The organism is Caldicellulosiruptor kronotskyensis 2002, from assembly GCF_000166775.1.
Taxonomy (GTDB): domain Bacteria; phylum Bacillota; class Thermoanaerobacteria; order Caldicellulosiruptorales; family Caldicellulosiruptoraceae; genus Caldicellulosiruptor; species Caldicellulosiruptor kronotskyensis.
Genome location: NC_014720.1, coordinates 2,603,538 through 2,623,638, shown reverse-complemented (window position 1 = coordinate 2,623,638; position 20,101 = coordinate 2,603,538). Strand labels below are relative to the sequence as shown.

At 33.9% G+C, this 20,101-nt stretch carries 13 protein-coding genes; 11 read left to right on the top strand and 2 right to left on the bottom strand.

Features of this window, described 5'->3' with window-relative positions; all coding sequences use genetic code 11:
* Positions 1 to 2: 2 nt before the first annotated feature.
* On the bottom strand, positions 3 to 389 hold the full coding sequence (locus CALKRO_RS12110; protein WP_013431290.1) for a response regulator: 387 nt from the start codon (positions 387 to 389) through the stop codon (positions 3 to 5).
* 158 nt (positions 390 to 547) lie between these two features.
* Here CALKRO_RS12110 and CALKRO_RS12105 point away from each other — a divergent pair, with 158 nt between their 5' ends.
* Entirely contained in the window at positions 548 to 1,270 is a 723-nt protein-coding gene (locus tag CALKRO_RS12105) for a tRNA1(Val) (adenine(37)-N6)-methyltransferase (protein WP_013431289.1), read from the top strand.
* A complete protein-coding gene (gene rsmI / locus CALKRO_RS12100; protein ID WP_013431288.1) occupies positions 1,267 to 2,115 on the top strand; it encodes a 16S rRNA (cytidine(1402)-2'-O)-methyltransferase in 849 nt (282 codons plus the stop codon). The genes CALKRO_RS12105 and rsmI overlap by 4 nt, the downstream gene beginning before the upstream one ends.
* 69 nt (positions 2,116 to 2,184) lie before the next feature.
* Here rsmI and CALKRO_RS12095 read toward each other — a convergent pair whose 3' ends face one another.
* Positions 2,185 to 2,427 (bottom strand): AbrB/MazE/SpoVT family DNA-binding domain-containing protein, encoded by a 243-nt coding sequence (locus tag CALKRO_RS12095; RefSeq protein WP_011917919.1) that lies wholly within the window; start codon positions 2,425 to 2,427, stop codon positions 2,185 to 2,187.
* Positions 2,428 to 3,011: 584 nt separating this feature from the next.
* Between CALKRO_RS12095 and CALKRO_RS12090 the strand changes: the two genes are divergently transcribed.
* From CALKRO_RS12090 to CALKRO_RS12050, 9 genes are all read left to right on the top strand, one after another.
* Positions 3,012 to 5,867 carry an extracellular solute-binding protein gene (locus CALKRO_RS12090; RefSeq protein ID WP_013431287.1) on the top strand — a complete coding sequence of 952 codons (2,856 nt, stop codon included), beginning with the start codon at positions 3,012 to 3,014 and terminating at the stop codon, positions 5,865 to 5,867.
* Positions 5,868 to 5,919: 52 nt separating this feature from the next.
* Positions 5,920 to 6,813 (top strand): carbohydrate ABC transporter permease, encoded by an 894-nt coding sequence (locus CALKRO_RS12085; protein ID WP_013431286.1) that lies wholly within the window; start codon positions 5,920 to 5,922, stop codon positions 6,811 to 6,813.
* 54 nt (positions 6,814 to 6,867) lie between these two features.
* The gene (locus tag CALKRO_RS12080; RefSeq protein ID WP_041727298.1) at positions 6,868 to 7,716 is read left to right on the top strand and encodes a carbohydrate ABC transporter permease; all 849 of its coding nucleotides are present in this window, start codon (positions 6,868 to 6,870) and stop codon (positions 7,714 to 7,716) included.
* Between the two features lie 29 nt (positions 7,717 to 7,745).
* On the top strand, positions 7,746 to 9,896 hold the full coding sequence (locus CALKRO_RS12075; RefSeq protein ID WP_013431284.1) for a YIP1 family protein: 2,151 nt from the start codon (positions 7,746 to 7,748) through the stop codon (positions 9,894 to 9,896).
* A gap of 27 nt (positions 9,897 to 9,923) precedes the next feature.
* The gene (locus CALKRO_RS12070) at positions 9,924 to 12,125 is read left to right on the top strand and encodes a DUF5696 domain-containing protein (RefSeq protein WP_013431283.1); all 2,202 of its coding nucleotides are present in this window, start codon (positions 9,924 to 9,926) and stop codon (positions 12,123 to 12,125) included.
* Positions 12,126 to 12,132: 7 nt separating this feature from the next.
* On the top strand, positions 12,133 to 13,053 hold the full coding sequence (locus CALKRO_RS12065) for a carbohydrate ABC transporter permease (RefSeq protein WP_013431282.1): 921 nt from the start codon (positions 12,133 to 12,135) through the stop codon (positions 13,051 to 13,053).
* Between the two features lie 29 nt (positions 13,054 to 13,082).
* On the top strand, positions 13,083 to 14,102 hold the full coding sequence (locus tag CALKRO_RS12060) for a carbohydrate ABC transporter permease (RefSeq protein WP_013431281.1): 1,020 nt from the start codon (positions 13,083 to 13,085) through the stop codon (positions 14,100 to 14,102).
* A 74-nt stretch (positions 14,103 to 14,176) separates the two neighbouring features.
* Positions 14,177 to 15,964 carry an ABC transporter substrate-binding protein gene (locus CALKRO_RS12055; RefSeq protein WP_013431280.1) on the top strand — a complete coding sequence of 596 codons (1,788 nt, stop codon included), beginning with the start codon at positions 14,177 to 14,179 and terminating at the stop codon, positions 15,962 to 15,964.
* Between the two features lie 105 nt (positions 15,965 to 16,069).
* Complete coding sequence (locus CALKRO_RS12050; RefSeq protein ID WP_013431279.1) at positions 16,070 to 20,086, top strand: family 43 glycosylhydrolase; 4,017 nt, start codon at positions 16,070 to 16,072, stop codon at positions 20,084 to 20,086.
* Positions 20,087 to 20,101 lie beyond the last annotated feature (15 nt).

Here is a 20,101-nt window from a genome sequence, read left to right as displayed (position 1 = left end):
GGCTAATGTATAGCCCCATTTTTACTGCTCTGTTCTTGTTTGATTTGGCTCAAAACATGTTCAATTGCTAATTTTGAAAATGGCTTTTTGATGAATTCAAATGCACCACATCTTTTTGCTTCTTTTTCAATATCTGGCTGAGAGATTGCCGAAATTATTATGATATATGTATTTGGTAAAATATTCTTTATAATTCTTGTTGCAGTAAGTCCGTCAATGTCTGGCATTGTTATGTCAAGTGTTATAATATCAGGCTTTAAATCTTCGATTTCTTCAATGAGCTGTGATGCAGATGAAAATTCTGCAATAACGTGATGCCCAAGTGAAGTGAATATCTCTTTTAAAATTTGGCGTATAAATTGAGCGTCGTCTACAATACAAACCTTCATAATAAATCTCCTCTTTTAGAGATTGTCAAATATTTTCAAGGGCACTATAATATATTATAATGCTTTTGCTGAAAAAAACAACACTAATTGAATAAAATTTTTTCATCTGAATAATGACTTTGTCATATTATAAATTTTGCAGGTAAAGAGGTAGAGCTATGCTCAGGAAGGAAAATTTGAAGATAGGAAACTATTGTATATACCAAGATACAGATTATTTTCTATACGGTACAGATGCTGTTGTGTTAAGCGATTTTATCCAGATAAAGAAAAATGACGTTGTAGTTGAATTTGGCACTGGTAATCTTATAATTCCAATTTTACTTTGGGCAAAAGGTAAAAAGTTCAAAAAGCTTTATGCACTTGAGATTCAAAAAGAGGTTTGTGACCTTGCTGTGTTAAACAGGAATATCAATAATCTTCAGGATAGGATTGAAGTGATTAATGCTGATTTAAAAGATGCTCTCAAAATTTTTGGTTCTGAGTTTGCAAATGTAGTATTTACAAATCCGCCTTACAGAAAAGTAAACAGTGGTACTATAAATCCCAATATTAAAAAAGCCATTGCAAGGCATGAAATTATGTGTACAATTGAAGATGTTGTCAAAAGCGCAATGCAGATTTTAAAATTTGGTGGGCGTTTTTATATGGTTTACAGAAGTGACAGGCTTACAGATGCTCTATACTATCTGCGACTTTATAAGTTAGAACCAAGCCTTATACGATTTGTTCACCAGAACAAGGAAAAAGAGTCTTCACTTGTGCTGATAGAGGCCAAAAAAGGTAAACAGTGTTCATTGGTGGTTGACAAGCCCCTGTTTATTGATGAAATGGAATATTACCTTGAGACGCAAAATGATAATGAGGATGAAACAAAATGAGTGGAAAGCTATTTATTGTTGGAACACCGATTGGAAATTTAGATGACATCTCAAAACGTGCTATAGACACTTTAAATTCGGTAGACTTTATTGCATGTGAAGATACACGGGTCACCATAAAGCTTTTGAACCATTTTGGAATAAAAAAGAAACTTGTTTCTTTTCATGAGTTCAGCCCAAAAGAAAAAGAAGAGAAAATTATACATGAGCTGAAAAGCGGCAAGAAGATTGCGCTTGTGTCTGATGCGGGAATGCCTCTTATTTCAGACCCTGGGTATGAGCTTGTTCGAAGGTGCATAGAAGAAGGTATAGATGTTACAGTGGTTCCAGGGCCTTCTGCTTTTGTATGTGCTTTAGTGCTCTCTGGTCAGAACACTTACAGTTTTGTGTTTGAAGGGTTTTTACCCAAAAATAAGAGAGCTAAGAGAGAAAAACTTGAAAGCTTAAAATATGAAAAAAGGACACTCATATTTTATGAAGCTCCTCACAAACTTTTAGATACTCTTTCTCAGATGGCTGAGATTTTTGGAGAAGAAAGAGAAATAAGCATTGTCAAAGAGATAACAAAAGTGCATGAAAGTGTTATGTTAACAAATCTTTCAAAAGCAATAGAGTTTTTTAAACAAAATCCTCCGAAAGGTGAATATGTGCTTGTTGTGAGAGGCTATGAAGATGCTAAAGAAAAAGAACAGGAAAACAATATTGAGTTAATAAGAGAAAAATTAAATGAAAAACTCTTGCAGGGATTTTCCAAAAAAGAGGCAGCAAGAATGGTTGCAGATGAGCTAAAGCTACCTAAGAACAAGGTGTACAAGATTATGGTGGAAAGTAATGAATTTAAATGAAAAAGAATAGAGGGCAGAATGAATTTTTTCTGCCCTCTATTCTTGTGGTGTCTGGCTTCTTTTGCTCAATTAGCTCTTTTTGAGTTCTTCCATGCAGTCTTTGCAGATGTTTTTGCCCTTGTAGTAGATAACATCCTTTGCATTACCGCAGAAAATGCAAGCTGGTTCATATTTTCTCAAAATAATCTTGTCACCATCAACAAAGATTTCAAGAGCATCCTTCTCAGCAATGTCAAGTGTTCTTCTGAGCTCGATAGGAAGAACTATTCTGCCAAGCTCGTCAACCTTTCTTACAACGCCTGTTGATTTCATTTCAAATTTTCCTCCTTTCAACAAATTTCGACATTTTTCTTACAATGCTATTATACCATCGTTACAATTTTATGTCAAGGATTTTTTAAATCTTTTTACAATAAATTTTATTCAAGCAAACAATAGCTTTTGTAGGGTTTATGTGTTCAGAAAAGGTACGCTGCTTGTTTTCAGTTTTTTTCAAAAAAATTCGATTAAATCAATATTTATTGTATAATACAGATTAATAAAGAACAAGAAAATATAGACTGGGAATAACGTTTTAAATGAACATTAATAAATTTTCGACACGATTCGACGGATTAGAAATAGTATCAAATATTGAAATAAGTAATTATAATATTAAATCTTAGGATCTACTTGTTCACATACAAGTTTTTAATAAAATACACACAAAAAATATTGACTAGTAAACGCTTACGATATATTATATAAACAAAAGAAAGTTGATTTTTGATATATTCAATTTTGAAAAAGGTTACAAAAAAATTTGTATAAAGAGTTTATAGGTTAAACTGCCTAATTTCTTAACAAATATAGTTTGGGCAAAATTACGGATAAATGTATCGAAGGAGATGATAGATTTGTCTGGTTTTTTAACAATTCTGAAAAGGACAAAATTTGTCATTGTATATTTACTAGTCATATTACTCATATTGCTCTGTAAAATCTCAGCATTTGCTTCAAACGAAGTACCTACCCTTCAAGATTACCTAAAAAAAGTGGGAAATGTTGAAAGACCAAAAAGATATATTATAATTGAGGCAATTAATTACACAAGTTCAAGTAATGCAAGTGTCAGAAAATTATCACAATTCTATGGGCAAAAAGATGTGCTTTTATGGGAAAAAGAAGGTGGATGGTTAGAGTGGAGTGTAAATATTCCGGAAGATGGATTTTATAATATGGCTCTTCTCTATTATCCTTTGCCAGGTAAAGGGCTGGGTATAGAATTTAGCGTATTTATTGATGGAAAAATTCCTTATAAAGAAGCCCAAAAAGTTACATTTCCAAGAGTATGGAAGGATACAACAGGAATTAGGAAAGATAAAAAAGGTAATGATTTGAGACCAAAATGTGATGAACAACCGCAATGGCAAAAAATTGATTTTATAGATACTGAGGGTTTCTATAACAAAGCTTTACCGTTCTATTTTACGAAAGGCGAACATAAAATTAGACTTATAAGTATTAGAGAGCCTATCGCATTGAAGCAGTTGATTATATATAACAGTGAGAAATTACCAACCTATGAGGAATACATATCAAAAAGTCGTGAAAAAATTTCAAAAAATGTGTTTATAAAAATTCAAGGTGAGAATACATATCTAAAATCTGATCCAATACTATATCCTACTTATGATAGAACCGACCCTGCAACAGAGCCTTATCATGTTTCTAAAATAAGACTTAACACAATAGGTCAGTGGAATTGGCGTTATCCGGGGATGTGGATAAGTTGGATTTTTGAAGTTCCGAAGGATGGATGTTATAAAATTGCAATAAAAGCAAGACAGAATTTTGTCCGAGGGTTATCTGTTCACAGAAAGTTATATATTGACGGAAAAATTCCTTTCAAAGAAGCTGAGGATATTGAATTTCCATATAGTATTAGCTGGTATATGAAAACAATAGGCAAGAAAAATCAACCATATCTAATATATTTGAAAAAAGGTGTTCATGAATTAAGGTTGGAATCAACCCTGGGTGCTTTTTCAGAGATTTTGAGTAGAGTTGAAAGTACCACAATAGATTTAAACAATTTGTATAGAAAAATAATAATGATTACAGGCACATCACCTGACTTGTATCGTGACTATTTCCTTGAAGAGCAAATACCAGGGCTTGTCAGTACATTAAAAAGATTAAGCAATGAGCTGGAAGAAGAAGCTGCTATGTTTGAAAAACTTGCAGGGCAAAAAGGCGGAGAAGCTGAGTTTTTAAGAAGAGTTGCTCTTCAACTCAGGAGTATGGCTGAAGATACTGATACAATACCTGGAAGATTAACAAGTTTTAGAGACAATTTGAGTGGATTATCTTCGTGGCTTGCATATAGAAGAGATCAGCCATTAGAGATAGATTATATATTGATTACATCACCTGAGGAAAAGCTGCCCTCGCCGACAGCTTCTATTGGTAATAAGATTGTTAATTCAATAAAAGCATTTTTGTATTCCTTTGTTGAAGATTACAATAACGTAGGTGAAGTATATCAGGGACAAAAGGTTATTAAAGTTTGGGTTGGCGGTGGTCGCGATCAGGCGCAGATTATAAGAGATCTAATCAATGATTCATTTACACCACAGACAGGAATTAAAGTAAATGTTAGCCTGGTTCAAGCAGGATTAATTGAAGCAATACTTGCAGGAAAAGGTCCAGATATAGTTTTAACAGTTTCAAGGGCACAACCAGTTAATTTAGCCGCACGTGGTGCACTTGTTGATTTGAGCAAATTTAAAGATTTTAATGAAGTTAAAAAAAGGTTTGCTAAAACTGCTTTAGTTCCATATACGTATAATGGCGGTGTATATGGGCTTCCAGTTACTCAGGATTTTTATATGATGTTTTACAGAAAAGATATCTTAAAAGAGCTAAATATTGAATTGCCACGAACATGGGATGATATGTACAAAGTCATAGCAAAGCTTCAGAGATATAATCTTCAGGTTGGTCTTCCATATCAAAGGATTGACGCTCTTGAAGCAATTGATGCGGGGCTTGGTGCAAGAAATCTCTTTCCTACATTATTGCTTCAGTTTGGTGGAAGCTTTTATGACAAAACAAAAACACGAACACTATTGGATAGACCAGAAGCTGTAGCTGCATTTAAGACTTGGACAGATTTTTACACAAAGTACAATCTTCCTTTGATATATGACTTTTACAACAGATTCAGAACAGGTGAGATGCCACTTGGAATAGCACCATATACCACGTATAACCTGTTATCGACAGCTGCACCTGAAATTCGAAATGAATGGGGAATGGCACCAATACCTGGGGTAAAAAAGCCAAACGGTGAAATAGACCGTTCTACAGGTGGGTCAGGTACAGCATGTATAATATTAAAGAAAAGCAGAAATAAAAAAGCATGCTGGGAGTTTTTGAAATGGTGGACATCTGATGAAATTCAAACACAGTTTGGGAAAGAGCTTGAGATGCTGATGGGTACTGCTGCAAGATACAATACAGCAAATTTGAGAGCTTTTCAAAGACTTCCATGGAACAAAGAGGAGATAGAAAATTTAGAGACACAGTGGAAATATGTAAAAGAAATAGAGGAAGTACCAGGAAGTTATTACATTACAAGAAGTATAGACAGTGCATTTTCAGCTGTTGTTTATCAGGGGATAAATCCAAGAGAAAGTATGTGGAAATATTCAAAAGAAATCAACGATGAGCTTGAAAGAAAGAGGATAGAGCTTAGTTTGAATAAATAATTGAAAAATATTTAAAAAGATTTTCATAATTCCATGAAGGGAGATTTTATAGATGAGCCTAATTGAAGACATAAAAAAGAATAAGGCAAGTTATTTAATGATAGCTCCATATATGTTATTATTTACGATATTCACATTAATTCCAGTTATAAGCTCTATATTTTTAAGTTTTACAAATTACAATATGCTTCAGCCACCTAAATGGGTTGGATGGTCAAATTATATAAGATTGTTTCTAAATGATAAAATATTTTTAAAGGTGCTCAGGAATACTCTAATATTTGCATTTTTGACAGGACCGCTTAGCTATTTTATGTCTTTTTTCCTTGCATGGTTTATAAGTGAGTTCAATCCGAAGTTGAGAGCATTTTTAACACTTGTATTTTATTCACCTTCACTTGCTGGAAATGTGTTTTTCATATGGTCGTTTATATTCAGTGGCGATGTTTATGGACTTATAAATGGATGGGCGATGAAACTTGGGATTATAGATGAGCCTATTAACTGGCTTCAGGACCCGAATTACATTTTATGGGTAATTATAATAGTTCAGCTTTGGCTTAGTATGGGGGCTGGATTTTTGGCATTTGTTGCAGGTTTTCAGAATCTTGATAGAGAACTATTTGAAGCAGGAGCAATTGACGGCATAAAAAACAGATTTCAAGAACTTTGGTACATCACAATTCCGCAGATGGCACCACAGCTTTTGTTTGGGGCTGTGATGCAAATAGGTGCATCATTTGGTGTTAGCACAGTTGTTATGGCACTTGGGGGACTGCCAACAAGGGAGTACAGTGCAGACACTGTTGTGACTTATCTTATTGACTATGGGACAGTCAGATTTGAAATGGGCTATGCTTCAGCAATTGCAGTTGTGCTTTTTATTGCTATGCTTTTGACTAACAAGGTTATTACGTCAGTTTTGAGAAGATATTCATTTGATTAGTATATGTATTCTAAATTTACAAAGAGTAGGTGAGTTTAGTTGAACAGAAAAGCAATGTTGGTGTGGAGAAAACAAAACAGAAGCCTTGGAGGGAATATAGTAATATTCATTATCTTAGCGGTACTGGGTATATTTATGGCATTACCGCTTGTTTATACGATAGTCAACGCATTTAAGCCATTTGATGAAATCTTTATTTTCCCCCCACGGCTATATGTACGGCGTCCTACACTTGATAACTTTGTCTTACTGTTTCAACTTGCAACAAACATGTGGGTACCTTTTTCAAGATATGTTTTCAACAGCTTATTTATATGCATTGTTGGCACAGTTGGTCATATTTTCATTGCATCGCTTGCTGCTTATCCGCTTGCCAAGCATCAATTTGCGGCAAAGAGGATTATAAATGAGATAATAGTTCTTGCACTGCTTTTTACACCGCAGGTTACATATATTCCTCTTTATATAATTATGTCTAACTTAAAGCTTATTGATACTTATGGAGCACTGATTTTTCCGGCTTGGCAAATGACTCTGGGGCTATTTCTAATGAGACAGTTCATGACCCAGATTCCAGATGCACTTTTAGAAGCTGCTAAAATTGATGGTGCAAATGAATTTTTGACATGGTGGCGTATAGTTATGCCAAATGTTAAGCCTGCGTGGCTGACGCTTATGATTTTATCATTTCAGCAGCTTTGGAACCAGACAGGTGGTTCGTTCATATTCAGTGAAAGTTTAAAGCCACTGCCTACTCTTATGTCACAAATAGCAGCAGCGGGTATTGCTCGTGCTGGAGTTGGTGCTGCTGTTGCGCTTGTGCTAATGATTCCACCAATTGTACTTTTTATAATATCGCAAAGTAGTGTTATGGAAACAATGGTAAATGCAGGAATTAAATAGTAAATAGTTATGTAACAATTTCTTAAACTATGAAAGTAAAGGTGAGGACAGTGAAAGTTGAATTAAAAAGTATAAAGAGAAGTATAGTACTCATTTTTGCCATAAGCCTAATATTCCAAATAATAAGTACTACAAAAGTGTACGCATATATAATTGAAGATATGCGTGAAGTTCCATATTATCAATACAATTATGATGTATATCAGCATGAAATACCAAGCGCTGCTGGTTATTATCCAGAAAAAACCGTAAGAGGTGAATATATCGGTTCAGGCAGTTTTAAAAATCCAACAGATCTATATGTTGATAACAATAATACTATCTATATTATGGACAGTGGTAACAAGCGAGTAGTAGTCTGCGATAAAGACTTCAAACTTAAGAAAATTATAGATAAATTTTTCGATTCTAATGGAACTATTCAACTTACTGAACCAGATGGAATATTTGTTGATAAAGGTGGTTTAATTTACATATGTGACAAGGGTTCTAAACTGGTCTGGATATTCAACCAAGATGGCAAATTAATAAGAACCATAGAAAAGCCTGTATCAGACCTGAAAGCTGCTAAAAAAGATTTTATTCCATTTAAAGTTGTTGTTGATAATGCAGGGATTATTTATGTTCTTTCTTTGGGAAGTTTTGAAGGTGCTTATATGTTTGACCAAAATGGGAATTTTTTGGGGTTTTACGGGAGCAACAAAGTAGTTGTTACATGGCAGTTATTGATTGACAGGTTTTGGAAGAGTATTTTAACAAAAGAACAGAAAAGTTCTATGGTAAGATATTTACCAACAGAATGTACCAGCATCGACATAGCTAAGGATGGATTTATATATACCTGTTCAAATTACACTGATGTAAGCGAAGGTGAAGTAAGAAAATTAAACTATTTAGGCGAAAACATACTTTGGTATAAAAAGCAAGGCAGAACAAGAGACTATGGTGATATTTCAAAATATCAGGGGAAGGAGTTGGAAGATTCATATTTTATAGATATTGACGTGACTGATGATGGATTTATCAATGTACTTGATTATGAACGAGGACGAATTTTTCAGTATGATCAAAATGCGAATTTGCTATTCATATGTGGTGGGAAAGGTGATCAGGTAGGCACATTTAAAGATCCAGTGGCTATAGATAGTATAGCAAATGATTTAGTTGTTCTTGATAAGCTAAAAGGAACAATCACAGTTTTTAAAGAAACAAAATTAGGAAGCTTAGTACATAAAGCAACACTGCTATATAATGAAGGTAAGTACGATGATGCAAGGCATTTGTGGGAACAAGTTCACAAAATGGATTTCAATTTTTCACTTGCACATGTAGGTCTTGGCAAAGCACTTTTGAGGATGGATAAATATTCAGATGCGATGTATTATTTCAGGCTTGCAAATGATAAAGATGGTTATTCAGAGGCAAAAGAAGTTTTAAGAAATGAATTTTTAAAAAGAAATTTTGGGGTTATAGCAACAACTGTAATTGCTATAATAGTACTTTTATATGTATTAATAAAACGCTTTAGAAAGCCACCTACAGCTCAAGACATTTATACTAAAAAGATCGACAAGTATAAATATCCTTTACATGTAATGCTACATCCATTCAGAGGCTTTGAAGAATTAAAAGAAGAGAGGAAAGGTTCTGTTATAATTGCAACATTTATTGTGTTTATATTCTTTGTAACTATGGTCATAAATAGACAATACACAGGATTTATCTTTAATCCGTATAGACAAGATAAAATTAACATATTGTCAATATTCTCAAGTACAATTGGTATATTTTTCTTCTGGGTACTTTCTAACTGGATGGTATCCACTCTTACTGAGGGTGAAGGCAAGTTTGGAGAAATATGGGTATTTTCGGCATATTCTCTGACACCATATATTATTTGTACTCTTTTAGCAGTTGTTATGAGTCAATTCATGATTGCAGAAGAAGCAATGTTTATAAACTTTGTAAGACTTGTTGGCACCTTATGGCTTGTAATATGTATATTTAATGCAATAAAATCTGTTCATCAGTATACTGCTAGTAAAACTATAGGCACAATAGCTTTGAGCGTTTTGGGAGTAGGAATAATTCTTTTCATAATTGTATTAATGCTTACACTGTTTGGACAGTTAATAGACTTTATCAATAATGTGTACAGCGAGATACTCCTCAGGATGTAGCTAACCTTTTAAAAGGAGGCATATAAATTGTTTGATTTAAAAAAGTATAAACTAATCAGAATAATTGGAATAATATTTGCAATAATCATTACACAGATATTAAGTTTTCAAAAGATTTATGCTGACTCTGAAATAAGTTTTCAGAAGATTGCCACCAATGATAGGTTAGAATTGTATGTGAATAAAAAATATGGTTATTTCAAAGTTTTAGACAAGAAAACAAATATTGTATGGTTGAGCAATCCAGAAAATTGGAAAGAAGACACTGTTGCAGCAGGAAGTATGAAAACACAGCTTGCATCTCAACTTGTATTAAAATATGCTTTTATGGAGTCATATGCAATTCAAACGTCAAACAGCTATGTAAGCTCTGCAATGAAAAGAGGTTTGAAAATAAAGCCAATAAAAAATGGATATATAGCCACGTATTCATTCAAAAAAGAGGGTTTTGTGATACCTGTTGCAGTAACAATCTCGAACGACTATCTGAATATTGAAGTGTTAGTCAATCAAATTAAAGAACTTAAAAAAGAAAAGTACCGGCTTGTTTCCATTATGCTCTTGCCATTTTTTGGAGCGGCAAGTAAAAGCGATAAGGGTTATATTGTTGTACCAGACGGTTGTGGAGCTGTGATAAATTTCAACAATAAAAAAGGGGAAGAAGAGTATTCACAGCGAGTATATGGTCCTGATTATGCCTTAATTAGAGAGCCCAACACGTATGTTACGCAGTATGCAAGGTTACCTGTATTTGGAATGAATAAGAATGATTCGGGGTTTTTGGCGGTTGTAACGAATGGAGACTCAAAAGCAATAATAAATGCCTATACTAGTGGCGTTAGAACAAATTTTAATCAAGTTTTCAGCGAATTTATCATAAGAGAACAAGACAGTGTCACATTTAGAGAAAAGCAGTGGAATGAAAAGACGTTTAATATATTTGAAGAGAACATTCCAAATCAAACAAAGTACTCTATCAGATATTATTTCCTTGACAAGAATAAATCAGACTATATTGCGATGGCTGAAAAGTATAGAGAATATCTAATAAAGGAAAAAGGTCTTAAAAAAGAAGACCAGCAGAAATTACCTTTATATATTGAATTATACGGTGGAATGAAGAAAACAAAATATATTGTTGGGCTACCAAGGAATGTAACAATACCATTAACTACATTTGATGATGCTATTGAAATTTCAAAGAGATTGAAAAATATAGGTATTAAAGACATAGTTGTGAAGTATACAGGATGGTATGAAAATGGAGTGTATTATAATCTTCCCATTTCACCAAAACCCGAGAAAGTTCTGGGTGGGTGGACAGGGTTTAGAAAAATGATAGATTACTTCAATAGAAATAACATAAAAGCATATTTTGATGTAGATTTTGTAACATTTAGAAAAGGTTCATTGTTTTATCCTCTGAATGTTGTTGCAACAAAGTCTTTGAGAAAAATGCCAGCAAAACTTATTAGATATTCACCAGCTACATGCTATGCAGATGATGATTATCCTCTACTATTTATGGTATCTCCTTCATACGTGACCAAGTTTGTTGACAAATTTATTGGCTCCAAACATGCAGAGATAAAAAATATATCTATCTCAACAATTTCTAAAATGTTATATTCAGACTTTGGTTCAAAACAAATAAACAGGTTAAAAACAGAAGAGATTTTTACTAATTTGGTAGAGAAGGTGACAAAGCAGTATAATGTTTTATTAACAAGTCCAAACGGCTATTTAATACCTAAGGGAAATGAAATAATTGATGTACCTATTTCAAGCAGCAAATTTGCAATTGAGGACTATGAAATACCATTTTACCAGATGGTGCTAAGAGGATATATTCCTTATTCTACACCAGCAATAAACGATTATACTAATGATTGGATGGTGTTATTGAAAACATTGGAAACAGGATCATTCTTAAAGTTTACATGGACCGCGAGAAATGAGGATGAATTGAAGGAAACAATGTGTGATTTTCTCTACTCATCAAATTATAGGATGTGGTTAAATGATGTAAAGAGTATGTATAGAAAAATTTATCCTGTATTGCAACAAATAAATAATAAAAAATTCTTAGAGCATAAGGTATTAAAGGCGGGACTTGTGTATGTTAAGTTTGATGGTGGAGTGGAGATATTGTTAAATTATACTTCATCTGACCAAAAGGTTGGAAATACTGTTGTAAAAGCAAGAGATTTTAAAGTTATTAAGAGGTGAATATTTAATGCAAAGAACTAATTTATTTAAAATATTTCCAAAAAGAAAACTTACTCTTAGGCAAAAAGAAGCGTTATACGGCAGATTATTTATCCTGCCATGGCTAATTGGACTTGTTATATTCTTTATAATTCCTTTTATAAATTCCATATATTACACATTTCACAAAATAAGATTAGGCGACAGTGGTTTGGAGTTTGAATTTATTGGATGGGAAAATTATATATATGCGTTTACAAAGGATCCCGATTATTTAAAAAATTTGACATCGTCTATAACAAATATGCTGTATGAAGTTCCTATAGTAATAATTTTCAGTGTTTTTGTTGCATATTTGTTAAAAGATGATTTCAAGGGAAGAACCTTTGCCAGAACTATATTTTTCTTTCCGGTAATTATAGCATCAGGGGTTGTTATAACGGTATTGAAAGAAAATGTCCTTGGAAGCAACACATCAAGTATGGTTGCTTCATCTACAACAATTTTTAAGGCTGAGAATTTGAGAGCGGTTATGATAAACGCAGGTGTACCAAGATGGTTCAGTATGTATATTGTCGACATAGTAAATAAGATATTTGACCTGACATGGAGGTCTGGGGTTCAGATACTTTTGATACTTGCAGCGCTACACAACATTCCAAAAAGTTTTTATGAAGTTGCAATAATTGAAGGTGCGACAGAATGGGAGAAGTTCTGGAAGATAACTTTTCCAATGATTTCGCCCACAATACTTGTTGCAGTCATATATTCAATAATTGATTATTTTACTGACTATGGCAACCAAGTAATGAGAATGGTTGTAAATCAGGCTAATAACGGGAAGTTTGAATATAGTACAACTTTAGCGATAACCTATTTCTTAGTGGTTATGATAATAATTTTAATTGTAAACAGAATAATTGGTAAAAGGGTTGTTTACTTAACTTAAATTTGATTTAAAAAGAGAGGCGAGATTAAATGAAAGTTGCAAGAGCAATTAAGATCAACTATACCTTTGAAAAGTTTAGAATTACAGATGTTTCAAAGCTAGTATTCAAAAAAAATCTATTTATAGTTTTAAAGAAGCTATTTCTGTACACATTCATAATATGCATGAGCTATATACTATTGTATCCAATACTATTTCTAATAAGTAATGCACTAAGGGCAAAAGAGGATTTGTTTGACCCAAGCGTTATTTGGATACCGAAGCATATAACTTTTAAAAATTTTGAATATGCCAATATGCTTTTATCATACCCATTGGCAATAAAAAATACGTTAATTATCCTAATTCCATCGGTTATTATTCAGACATTCATATGCATGATGGTCGGGTATGGTTTTGCTAGGTTTAGATTTGCAGAAAGAGAGTTATTATTCGGGATATTGCTTTTTACAATTATTGTTCCAATGCAAACAATAATAGTCCCACTTTATATGAAATTTAGATATTTTGATTTTCTTTACATTGGCAAACTTATAGGAATTTTTACTGGCAAACCAATGACAATAAATTTACTTGATACACCTTGGCCATTTTATATACTGAATTTTTTCGGGATGGGAATAAGGTCAAGTTTGTACATCTTTGTTTTCAGGCAATTCTTTAGAAATATGCCAGTTGAATTGGAAGAAGCAGCAAAGATTGACGGATGCGGACCATTTTCAACATTTTTGAGAATAATGGTTCCTAACGCGACAGGAGCAATAATAACAATTTTGCTCTTTACAATAGTATGGCACTGGAACGACTATTATGTTTCGGCTATGTTCTGTAATGAGAATCTGCCTGTATCAGTAATGTTAACCGCACTCAACAACAGGATGAGCATGATTCAGGATGCATATGGTTTTTCATCAGATGATATTTACCTGATTGGTTCTAATGTACTTGAAGCAGGGTGTTTGATGGTAATTTTACCACTGATTATTGTGTATATCATTGGACAGAGATATTTTACTGAAAGTATTGAACGTACAGGTATAGTTGGTTAAAAAATTGGGCTTTAATCCCCATAAAAACAGTAGGGGATTAAAAATAAAAAACATGAATGAGGAGGTTTGAGATTATGGTAAGACCAAAGATTGTTAAAAGAATTATTTCGGTTTTAGTAGCTATTTGTATGCTTGCTTCAGTTGCTTTGATTGTGGGCAAGTCTCCACAAAGAGTTCAAGCGTCATCAAAACTTGGTGACATTTCATTCTTAAGACCTGGTTTTTCTAAAGAGAGTTTAAAAAGTACTGACATTTTCAACAAAGCAGTTGCAAAGGCAATTGAAGACTATCAGAAAAAATATGGTGGAAAAGTAAACATAGTATATTCTGACTGGAACAACTGGCAAACAAAGATAATTGCAAGGATGGCTGCAGGTGATCCAATTGATGTTATTTTTGGAGGAACCGGGACATTTCCGGCATTTTACAACAGAGGGCTTGTACAACCACTTGATAAGTATGTTGATTTGAAAGCTCCATATATAAACAAAAGAGCAATGGACTATGCATTCAAGTACAATGGTCACTACTATTTAGCAAGCCAGAAAGGTTCGAATGTTCCATGGCTGGTTATATATAACAAAGACTTAATGTTAGAAGAAGGTATTGATGAAGAAGAAATGCCACTTGCTCTTTATAAGAAGGGAAGATGGAACTGGGATACATTTGCCGCACTTGCTAAGAAGCTGACAGCTGATACAAATAAAGATGGAAAGATTGATAGGTATGGTGTAAACTTCTGGGCAGCAACAGCTATTGTATACGCAAACGGCACACAGTTTGTTAAGGTTGATTCATCTGGTAAAGGCAAGGTAAACTTTGATAATCCAGCGCTTCAGAGAGCATTGAACTTCTACAAAAAGGGTGCAAAAGAAGGCTGGCTTGCTAGAGACTGGGATATAACAGTTTCTGGTTTGAAGAAGAGACAGACTGTAATGCTTGTTGCACCACAATATAAATTTGATCAGGACAAGAGAGAGGTTGAAGATGAGCTTGAAGCTGCTCCATTGCCACTTGGACCAGACAACAAGTCAGGGCTTTATCCATTCGATGCAGACGGGTATGGCATTATGAAGGGTTCAAAGAATCCAGTTGGTGCTGGAAAGTTTATTAACCTGTTATTAGAAAGCGTCCAAAAGAATCATGATGATGTCAATGCAAAAAATAGACCAAAATACTTAGTAGATTTTGTTAATAAGCTTGCAGAAAAATCTTTCTATCCAGGCTTAGGAGAGTCAATGCTTGGTATGCCACACTGGGATATATTCGGAAGAGTTGACAGTTCTGACTCTGTTGCAGCTGCATTGTCAAGTTTGAGACCTCAAGTTGAAAAGAACGTCAAAGAAGCTTCAGCTGGTGCTATTAATGCAGTTTACAAACCATTCAAGCCATTTACAATTAACTTTGAGGATGGAAAATTAGATACATTCAAAGTTTTAGATACATCAAAGAAGACAGTTAAACTTTCAATTGCTTCAGGTAAAGAAGCTATAAAAGGAAAATCCTTGAAGGTAACTTGGGACCAAGGAAAAGACGGTGGCGAGATTTATGTAGTAACAGCACCAGAAAAGGTTAAGATATACGGGTGGCATGACTATACTGTAAGCTTTGATGTCAAAGTCTTGAAAGCACCAAAAGCTGGCAAGACGACAGTTGTATGTTCAATCCTCAATGATACAAAACCAAATGCAACATCTTATGGCAGCATTACAAAGACAATTGATAAAGGTCAGACTGTCTACCATGTAGAAGGTAATATTACAAATATTCCAGATAACTCTGACAAGATGTGCTTGAGAATTGGCGTTCAAGAAGGAGTAGACTTTGTAATTGATAATATTAAGGTTGTAGAACTTGAATAATTATAAAATGTGAAACTTATTACAGGGCATACTCATAAAATAAGAGTATGCCCTGTAATAACTAATATTTCTGGTGTATATAAAGTAATGAAGGTAGTGAATCATATGAAGATTTTGAGGATGTTTAAAAATTTAATTATAGAAACAATCATTTTGAGTATGATACTATGGGTTTTTTTTAGTTATAATGCAAGCTTTATTTCTGCCATAGGAGGAGAAGCATTGAGAGGGGGAACAGCTGCAACAAATCCGATAATTCTTGCTGATATTCCTGATCCTGACATTGTTAGAGTTGGAAAAGACTATTACATGGTCAGCACCACAATGCATATGACACCAGGTGTTCCAATTATGCATTCAACAGATCTTGTGAACTGGAGGATAATTGGCTATGTTTATGACAGGTTAGAAGAAAATGATGCACATAATTTAAAAAATGGTCAAAACGTTTACGGAAAAGGGCAATGGGCACCATGTATAAGATACCATAATGGTAAATTTTATGTAATATTTGCTTCATTAGATTCTGGCAAGACTTACTTGTTTAGCTCAGCGAAAATCACGGGAGCATGGGAGAGGGTGGAATTTCACGAATATCTCCATGATCCAACACTTTTATTTGATGATGATGGGAAAGTCTACATTATATACGGTAATAAAGAAATAAGAATTAGAGAATTAACTCCAGATTTAAAAGCTTTTAATCCACTGGGACTGAACAAGGTAATTATTAAATCTAAAATTGAAGGACTTGAGGAAGGTTCACATGCTTACAAAATAAACGGTAGGTACTACATAACAACAATTCGGTGGGAAAAAGGAAAAATAAGAGAAGAATGTATATACAGATCAGATAGAATTGATGGGCCATATGAAGGGAAAGTTGTACTCAGTGATACCATGGGATACAAGAATAACGGTGTTGCACAGGGAGGACTTATCGATACACCGGATGGAAAATGGTTTTCAATGCTTTTTCAAGACCATGACGCAGTTGGGCGTGTTCCAGTTCTTGTGCCTGTCAGGTGGGAAAATGGATGGCCAGTCTTTGGAGATGAGAATGGTAAAGTTCCGATAAGATTTGTAAAGCCGGGCAGGTGCAGTTTTGAAACTGAAATTGTGAAAAGCGATGAGTTTTACCAAGAAAAAATAGAAACAAATTTCAGAAGATTTGAAGTTGAGAGAAATTTGGAAATTACTGCACAAGAAGAGCTTGCAGTAAACAGCGATTTTAAAAGGGGAAAAGTTGGCTGGAAAGGCAAAGATGATTCAAAGGTGGAAGTTGTGAAAGAAAAAAACAGAAATATTCTTCATGTCTATTCTATTTCAGACCAAGGTACAGGAATGCAACAAAACTTTACTGGTAAAATTATGAAAGGGAAAAAATATAAATCTACTTTTAGAGTTAAATACACAAAAGGTGCTGAAACTGTAGAATTTGTCTTATGTGCAAGACTGTCAAATGGAAATAATGAGATTTACAAAGAGCTTGTAAGGGGATTAGTGCAAAAAAATGAATGGACAACAATATCTGGTATATTTGAAATTGACCAGAATTTTGATACAATATCATTGATAGTAAAAGTTTTATTTATTGGAAATAAACAAGAGAAAGTAACTGACTTTTATGTGGACTTTTTCTCTGTAAAAGAAGTGCTTTTTACAAATAAAGAACCAGAACAAGCAGCACCTAATGGTTCGGTATTAGGCTTGACGTGGCAGTGGAATCATAATCCAGATAATACTAAATGGTCTTTGGTTGAAAGAAAAGGCTTTCTTAGATTGAGGACTTGTGATGTTGTAAATGATATACAACAGGCAAGAAATACGCTGACTCAGCGAACCATAGGGCCAAAATGTTCAGGATGGATACTTATGGATGTAAGTAATATGAATGATGGGGATGTTGCTGGGCTTGCTGCATTTCAAAAAGAGTATGGGTTTATCGGTGTTTCAAAGCAAAAGAACAAATACTACATAATAATGGTTGACAAAGGTAAGGAAATTGCAAAAGAAAATCTTTTACAAATGATGGTATATTTGAAGATTGATTTTGATTTTGAAGTTGACAGAGCATATTTTTACTACAGCTATGATGGAATTAGTTGGACAAAACTTGGTTCTGAACTTGAAATGAAGTATACTTTGCCCCAGCATTTTATGGGATACAGATTTGCAATATTCAACTTTGCGACAAAAAAGCCAGGCGGATATGTTGATATAGATTTCTTTAAGTTTGAGAATAAATTAACAGGCACAAAAACCGAAAATTATTTGAAGGTATATTTGGATCAAACTGAAATTTTTCTTGATAATTCTTCTGAAAAAAAATATCAAGTATCTATTTATGTAAATTCTCTGCCTAAGAATAAAAAAATAAAACAAGTTGAACTTTTGTTGAACCATCCTGAATGGATTGATGTTGCCGGCATAAAAAAAGAAAATAAACTGCTTGAAAATGCAATTGTAAAAGTAGTAAAAAGAGAAGCAAATCATACAACAATTTCAATTTCTAATATAAAAAAAGAGCTTATAGACAAAGATAATAAATGGCAGAAAATAGTAAGTATTCAATTAAAACGAAAAATAAAACCATCAGAGTCAAATAAAGGTGAAATATCAATTAAATCATTTGTTTTACAAACAGAGAAAGAAAAAATTAGTTACGGGAGTGACGCTGCAGTGACAAAGATAGAATACACTGCACCTAAGGTACCAATAGGTAAAATTCCACCTAATGCAAATCCTCTAATTTCACACAAGTTTGGTGCTGACCCCGCTGTTCTTGTTTATAATGATAGGGTATATGTTTATCTTACAAACGACATTTTAGAGTATGACGCAGACGGAAATATTGTGGACAATACCTATAGTAAGATAAATAAAATTACTGTTATTTCTTCTGAAGACCTTGTCAATTGGACAGACCATGGAGAAATTGAAGTTGCAGGACCAAATGGAGTTGCTAAATGGGCAACACAGTCATGGGCACCAAGTATAGCATATAAAAAGATAAATGGCAAAGATAAATTCTTCTTGTACTTTGCAAACAACGCAAGCGGTATAGGTGTATTGACAAGCGACAGTCCAATAGGTCCATGGGAGGATCCTCTTGGAAGACCACTAATTTCAAGATTTACACCAGGAGTTGAAGGTGTTGTTTGGCTATTCGACCCTGCAGTTTTGGTAGACGATGATGGGAAGGCATACATTTACTTTGGTGGTGGAGTTCCGCAAGGACAGGCCGAAATGCCAAACACTGCTCGAGTTATGCAGCTTGGAAATGATATGATAAGTGTTGTAGGAAGTGCAAAGACAATTCCAGCACCATTTATGTTTGAAGATTCTGGTATTAACAAGATAAATGGAATTTACTATTATTCCTACTGCACAAACTTTTATGGTGGACCAAGACCACAGGGAAGTCCTCCCACTGGTGTAATAGCTTATATGATTAGTAAAAATCCTATGGGGCCATGGCAATATAAAGGTGTAATACTCAATAATCCAGGATATTTCTTTGGAGTCGGTGGCAATAATCATCACCAGATTTTTATGTTTAAAGGTAAATGGTATATTACATATCATGCACAAACTCTTGCAAAAGATATGGGTGCAGCTAAAGGATATAGGTCACCGCACATAAACGAGGTTGTTATTGAGGGTGATAAAATCAGAGAGGTTATTGCAGATTATAAGGGTGTCAATCAAGTAAAGCTGTTTGATCCGTACAGGCTGGTTGAAGCTGAGACATTTGCATGGTGTGCAGGTGTGTCCACAAAGAAAGCAGATGCAAGTAACAACATGTGTCTTACTGATATTGATGATGGTGATTGGATAGCCCTTTCAAAAGTAGATTTTGGGAATGCTGGAGCAAAAAAGTTTGAAGCGATTGTGAATAATGCAAATGGTGAAAGCTTAATAGAGATAAAGCTTGATTCTTTAGATGGGAGAACCATCGCAGTTGTGGAAGTCAAACATCAGCAAGAATTTTCATCCAAGTGGACAAAGGTAGAAACAAAGGTTGAAAAAGTAACAGGAGTGCATGATTTGTATTTTGTTTTCAGAGGTAAAAAGCAAAATAAATTGTTTGATATGGATTATTGGAGATTTATGAAGTGAAAGGAGTAACTGGGA

Coding starts and splice junctions, on each gene's coding strand:
- CALKRO_RS12055 (WP_013431280.1), top strand. CDS start 14,177: ATGGTAAGACCAAAGATTGTTAAAAGAATTATTTCGGTTTTAGTAGCT.
- CALKRO_RS12075 (WP_013431284.1), top strand. CDS start 7,746: ATGAAAGTAAAGGTGAGGACAGTGAAAGTTGAATTAAAAAGTATAAAG.
- CALKRO_RS12095 (WP_011917919.1), bottom strand. CDS start 2,427: ATGAAATCAACAGGCGTTGTAAGAAAGGTTGACGAGCTTGGCAGAATA.
- CALKRO_RS12080 (WP_041727298.1), top strand. CDS start 6,868: ATGTTGGTGTGGAGAAAACAAAACAGAAGCCTTGGAGGGAATATAGTA.
- rsmI (WP_013431288.1), top strand. CDS start 1,267: ATGAGTGGAAAGCTATTTATTGTTGGAACACCGATTGGAAATTTAGAT.
- CALKRO_RS12110 (WP_013431290.1), bottom strand. CDS start 389: ATGAAGGTTTGTATTGTAGACGACGCTCAATTTATACGCCAAATTTTA.
- CALKRO_RS12105 (WP_013431289.1), top strand. CDS start 548: ATGCTCAGGAAGGAAAATTTGAAGATAGGAAACTATTGTATATACCAA.
- CALKRO_RS12050 (WP_013431279.1), top strand. CDS start 16,070: ATGAAGATTTTGAGGATGTTTAAAAATTTAATTATAGAAACAATCATT.
- CALKRO_RS12085 (WP_013431286.1), top strand. CDS start 5,920: ATGAGCCTAATTGAAGACATAAAAAAGAATAAGGCAAGTTATTTAATG.
- CALKRO_RS12060 (WP_013431281.1), top strand. CDS start 13,083: ATGAAAGTTGCAAGAGCAATTAAGATCAACTATACCTTTGAAAAGTTT.
- CALKRO_RS12065 (WP_013431282.1), top strand. CDS start 12,133: ATGCAAAGAACTAATTTATTTAAAATATTTCCAAAAAGAAAACTTACT.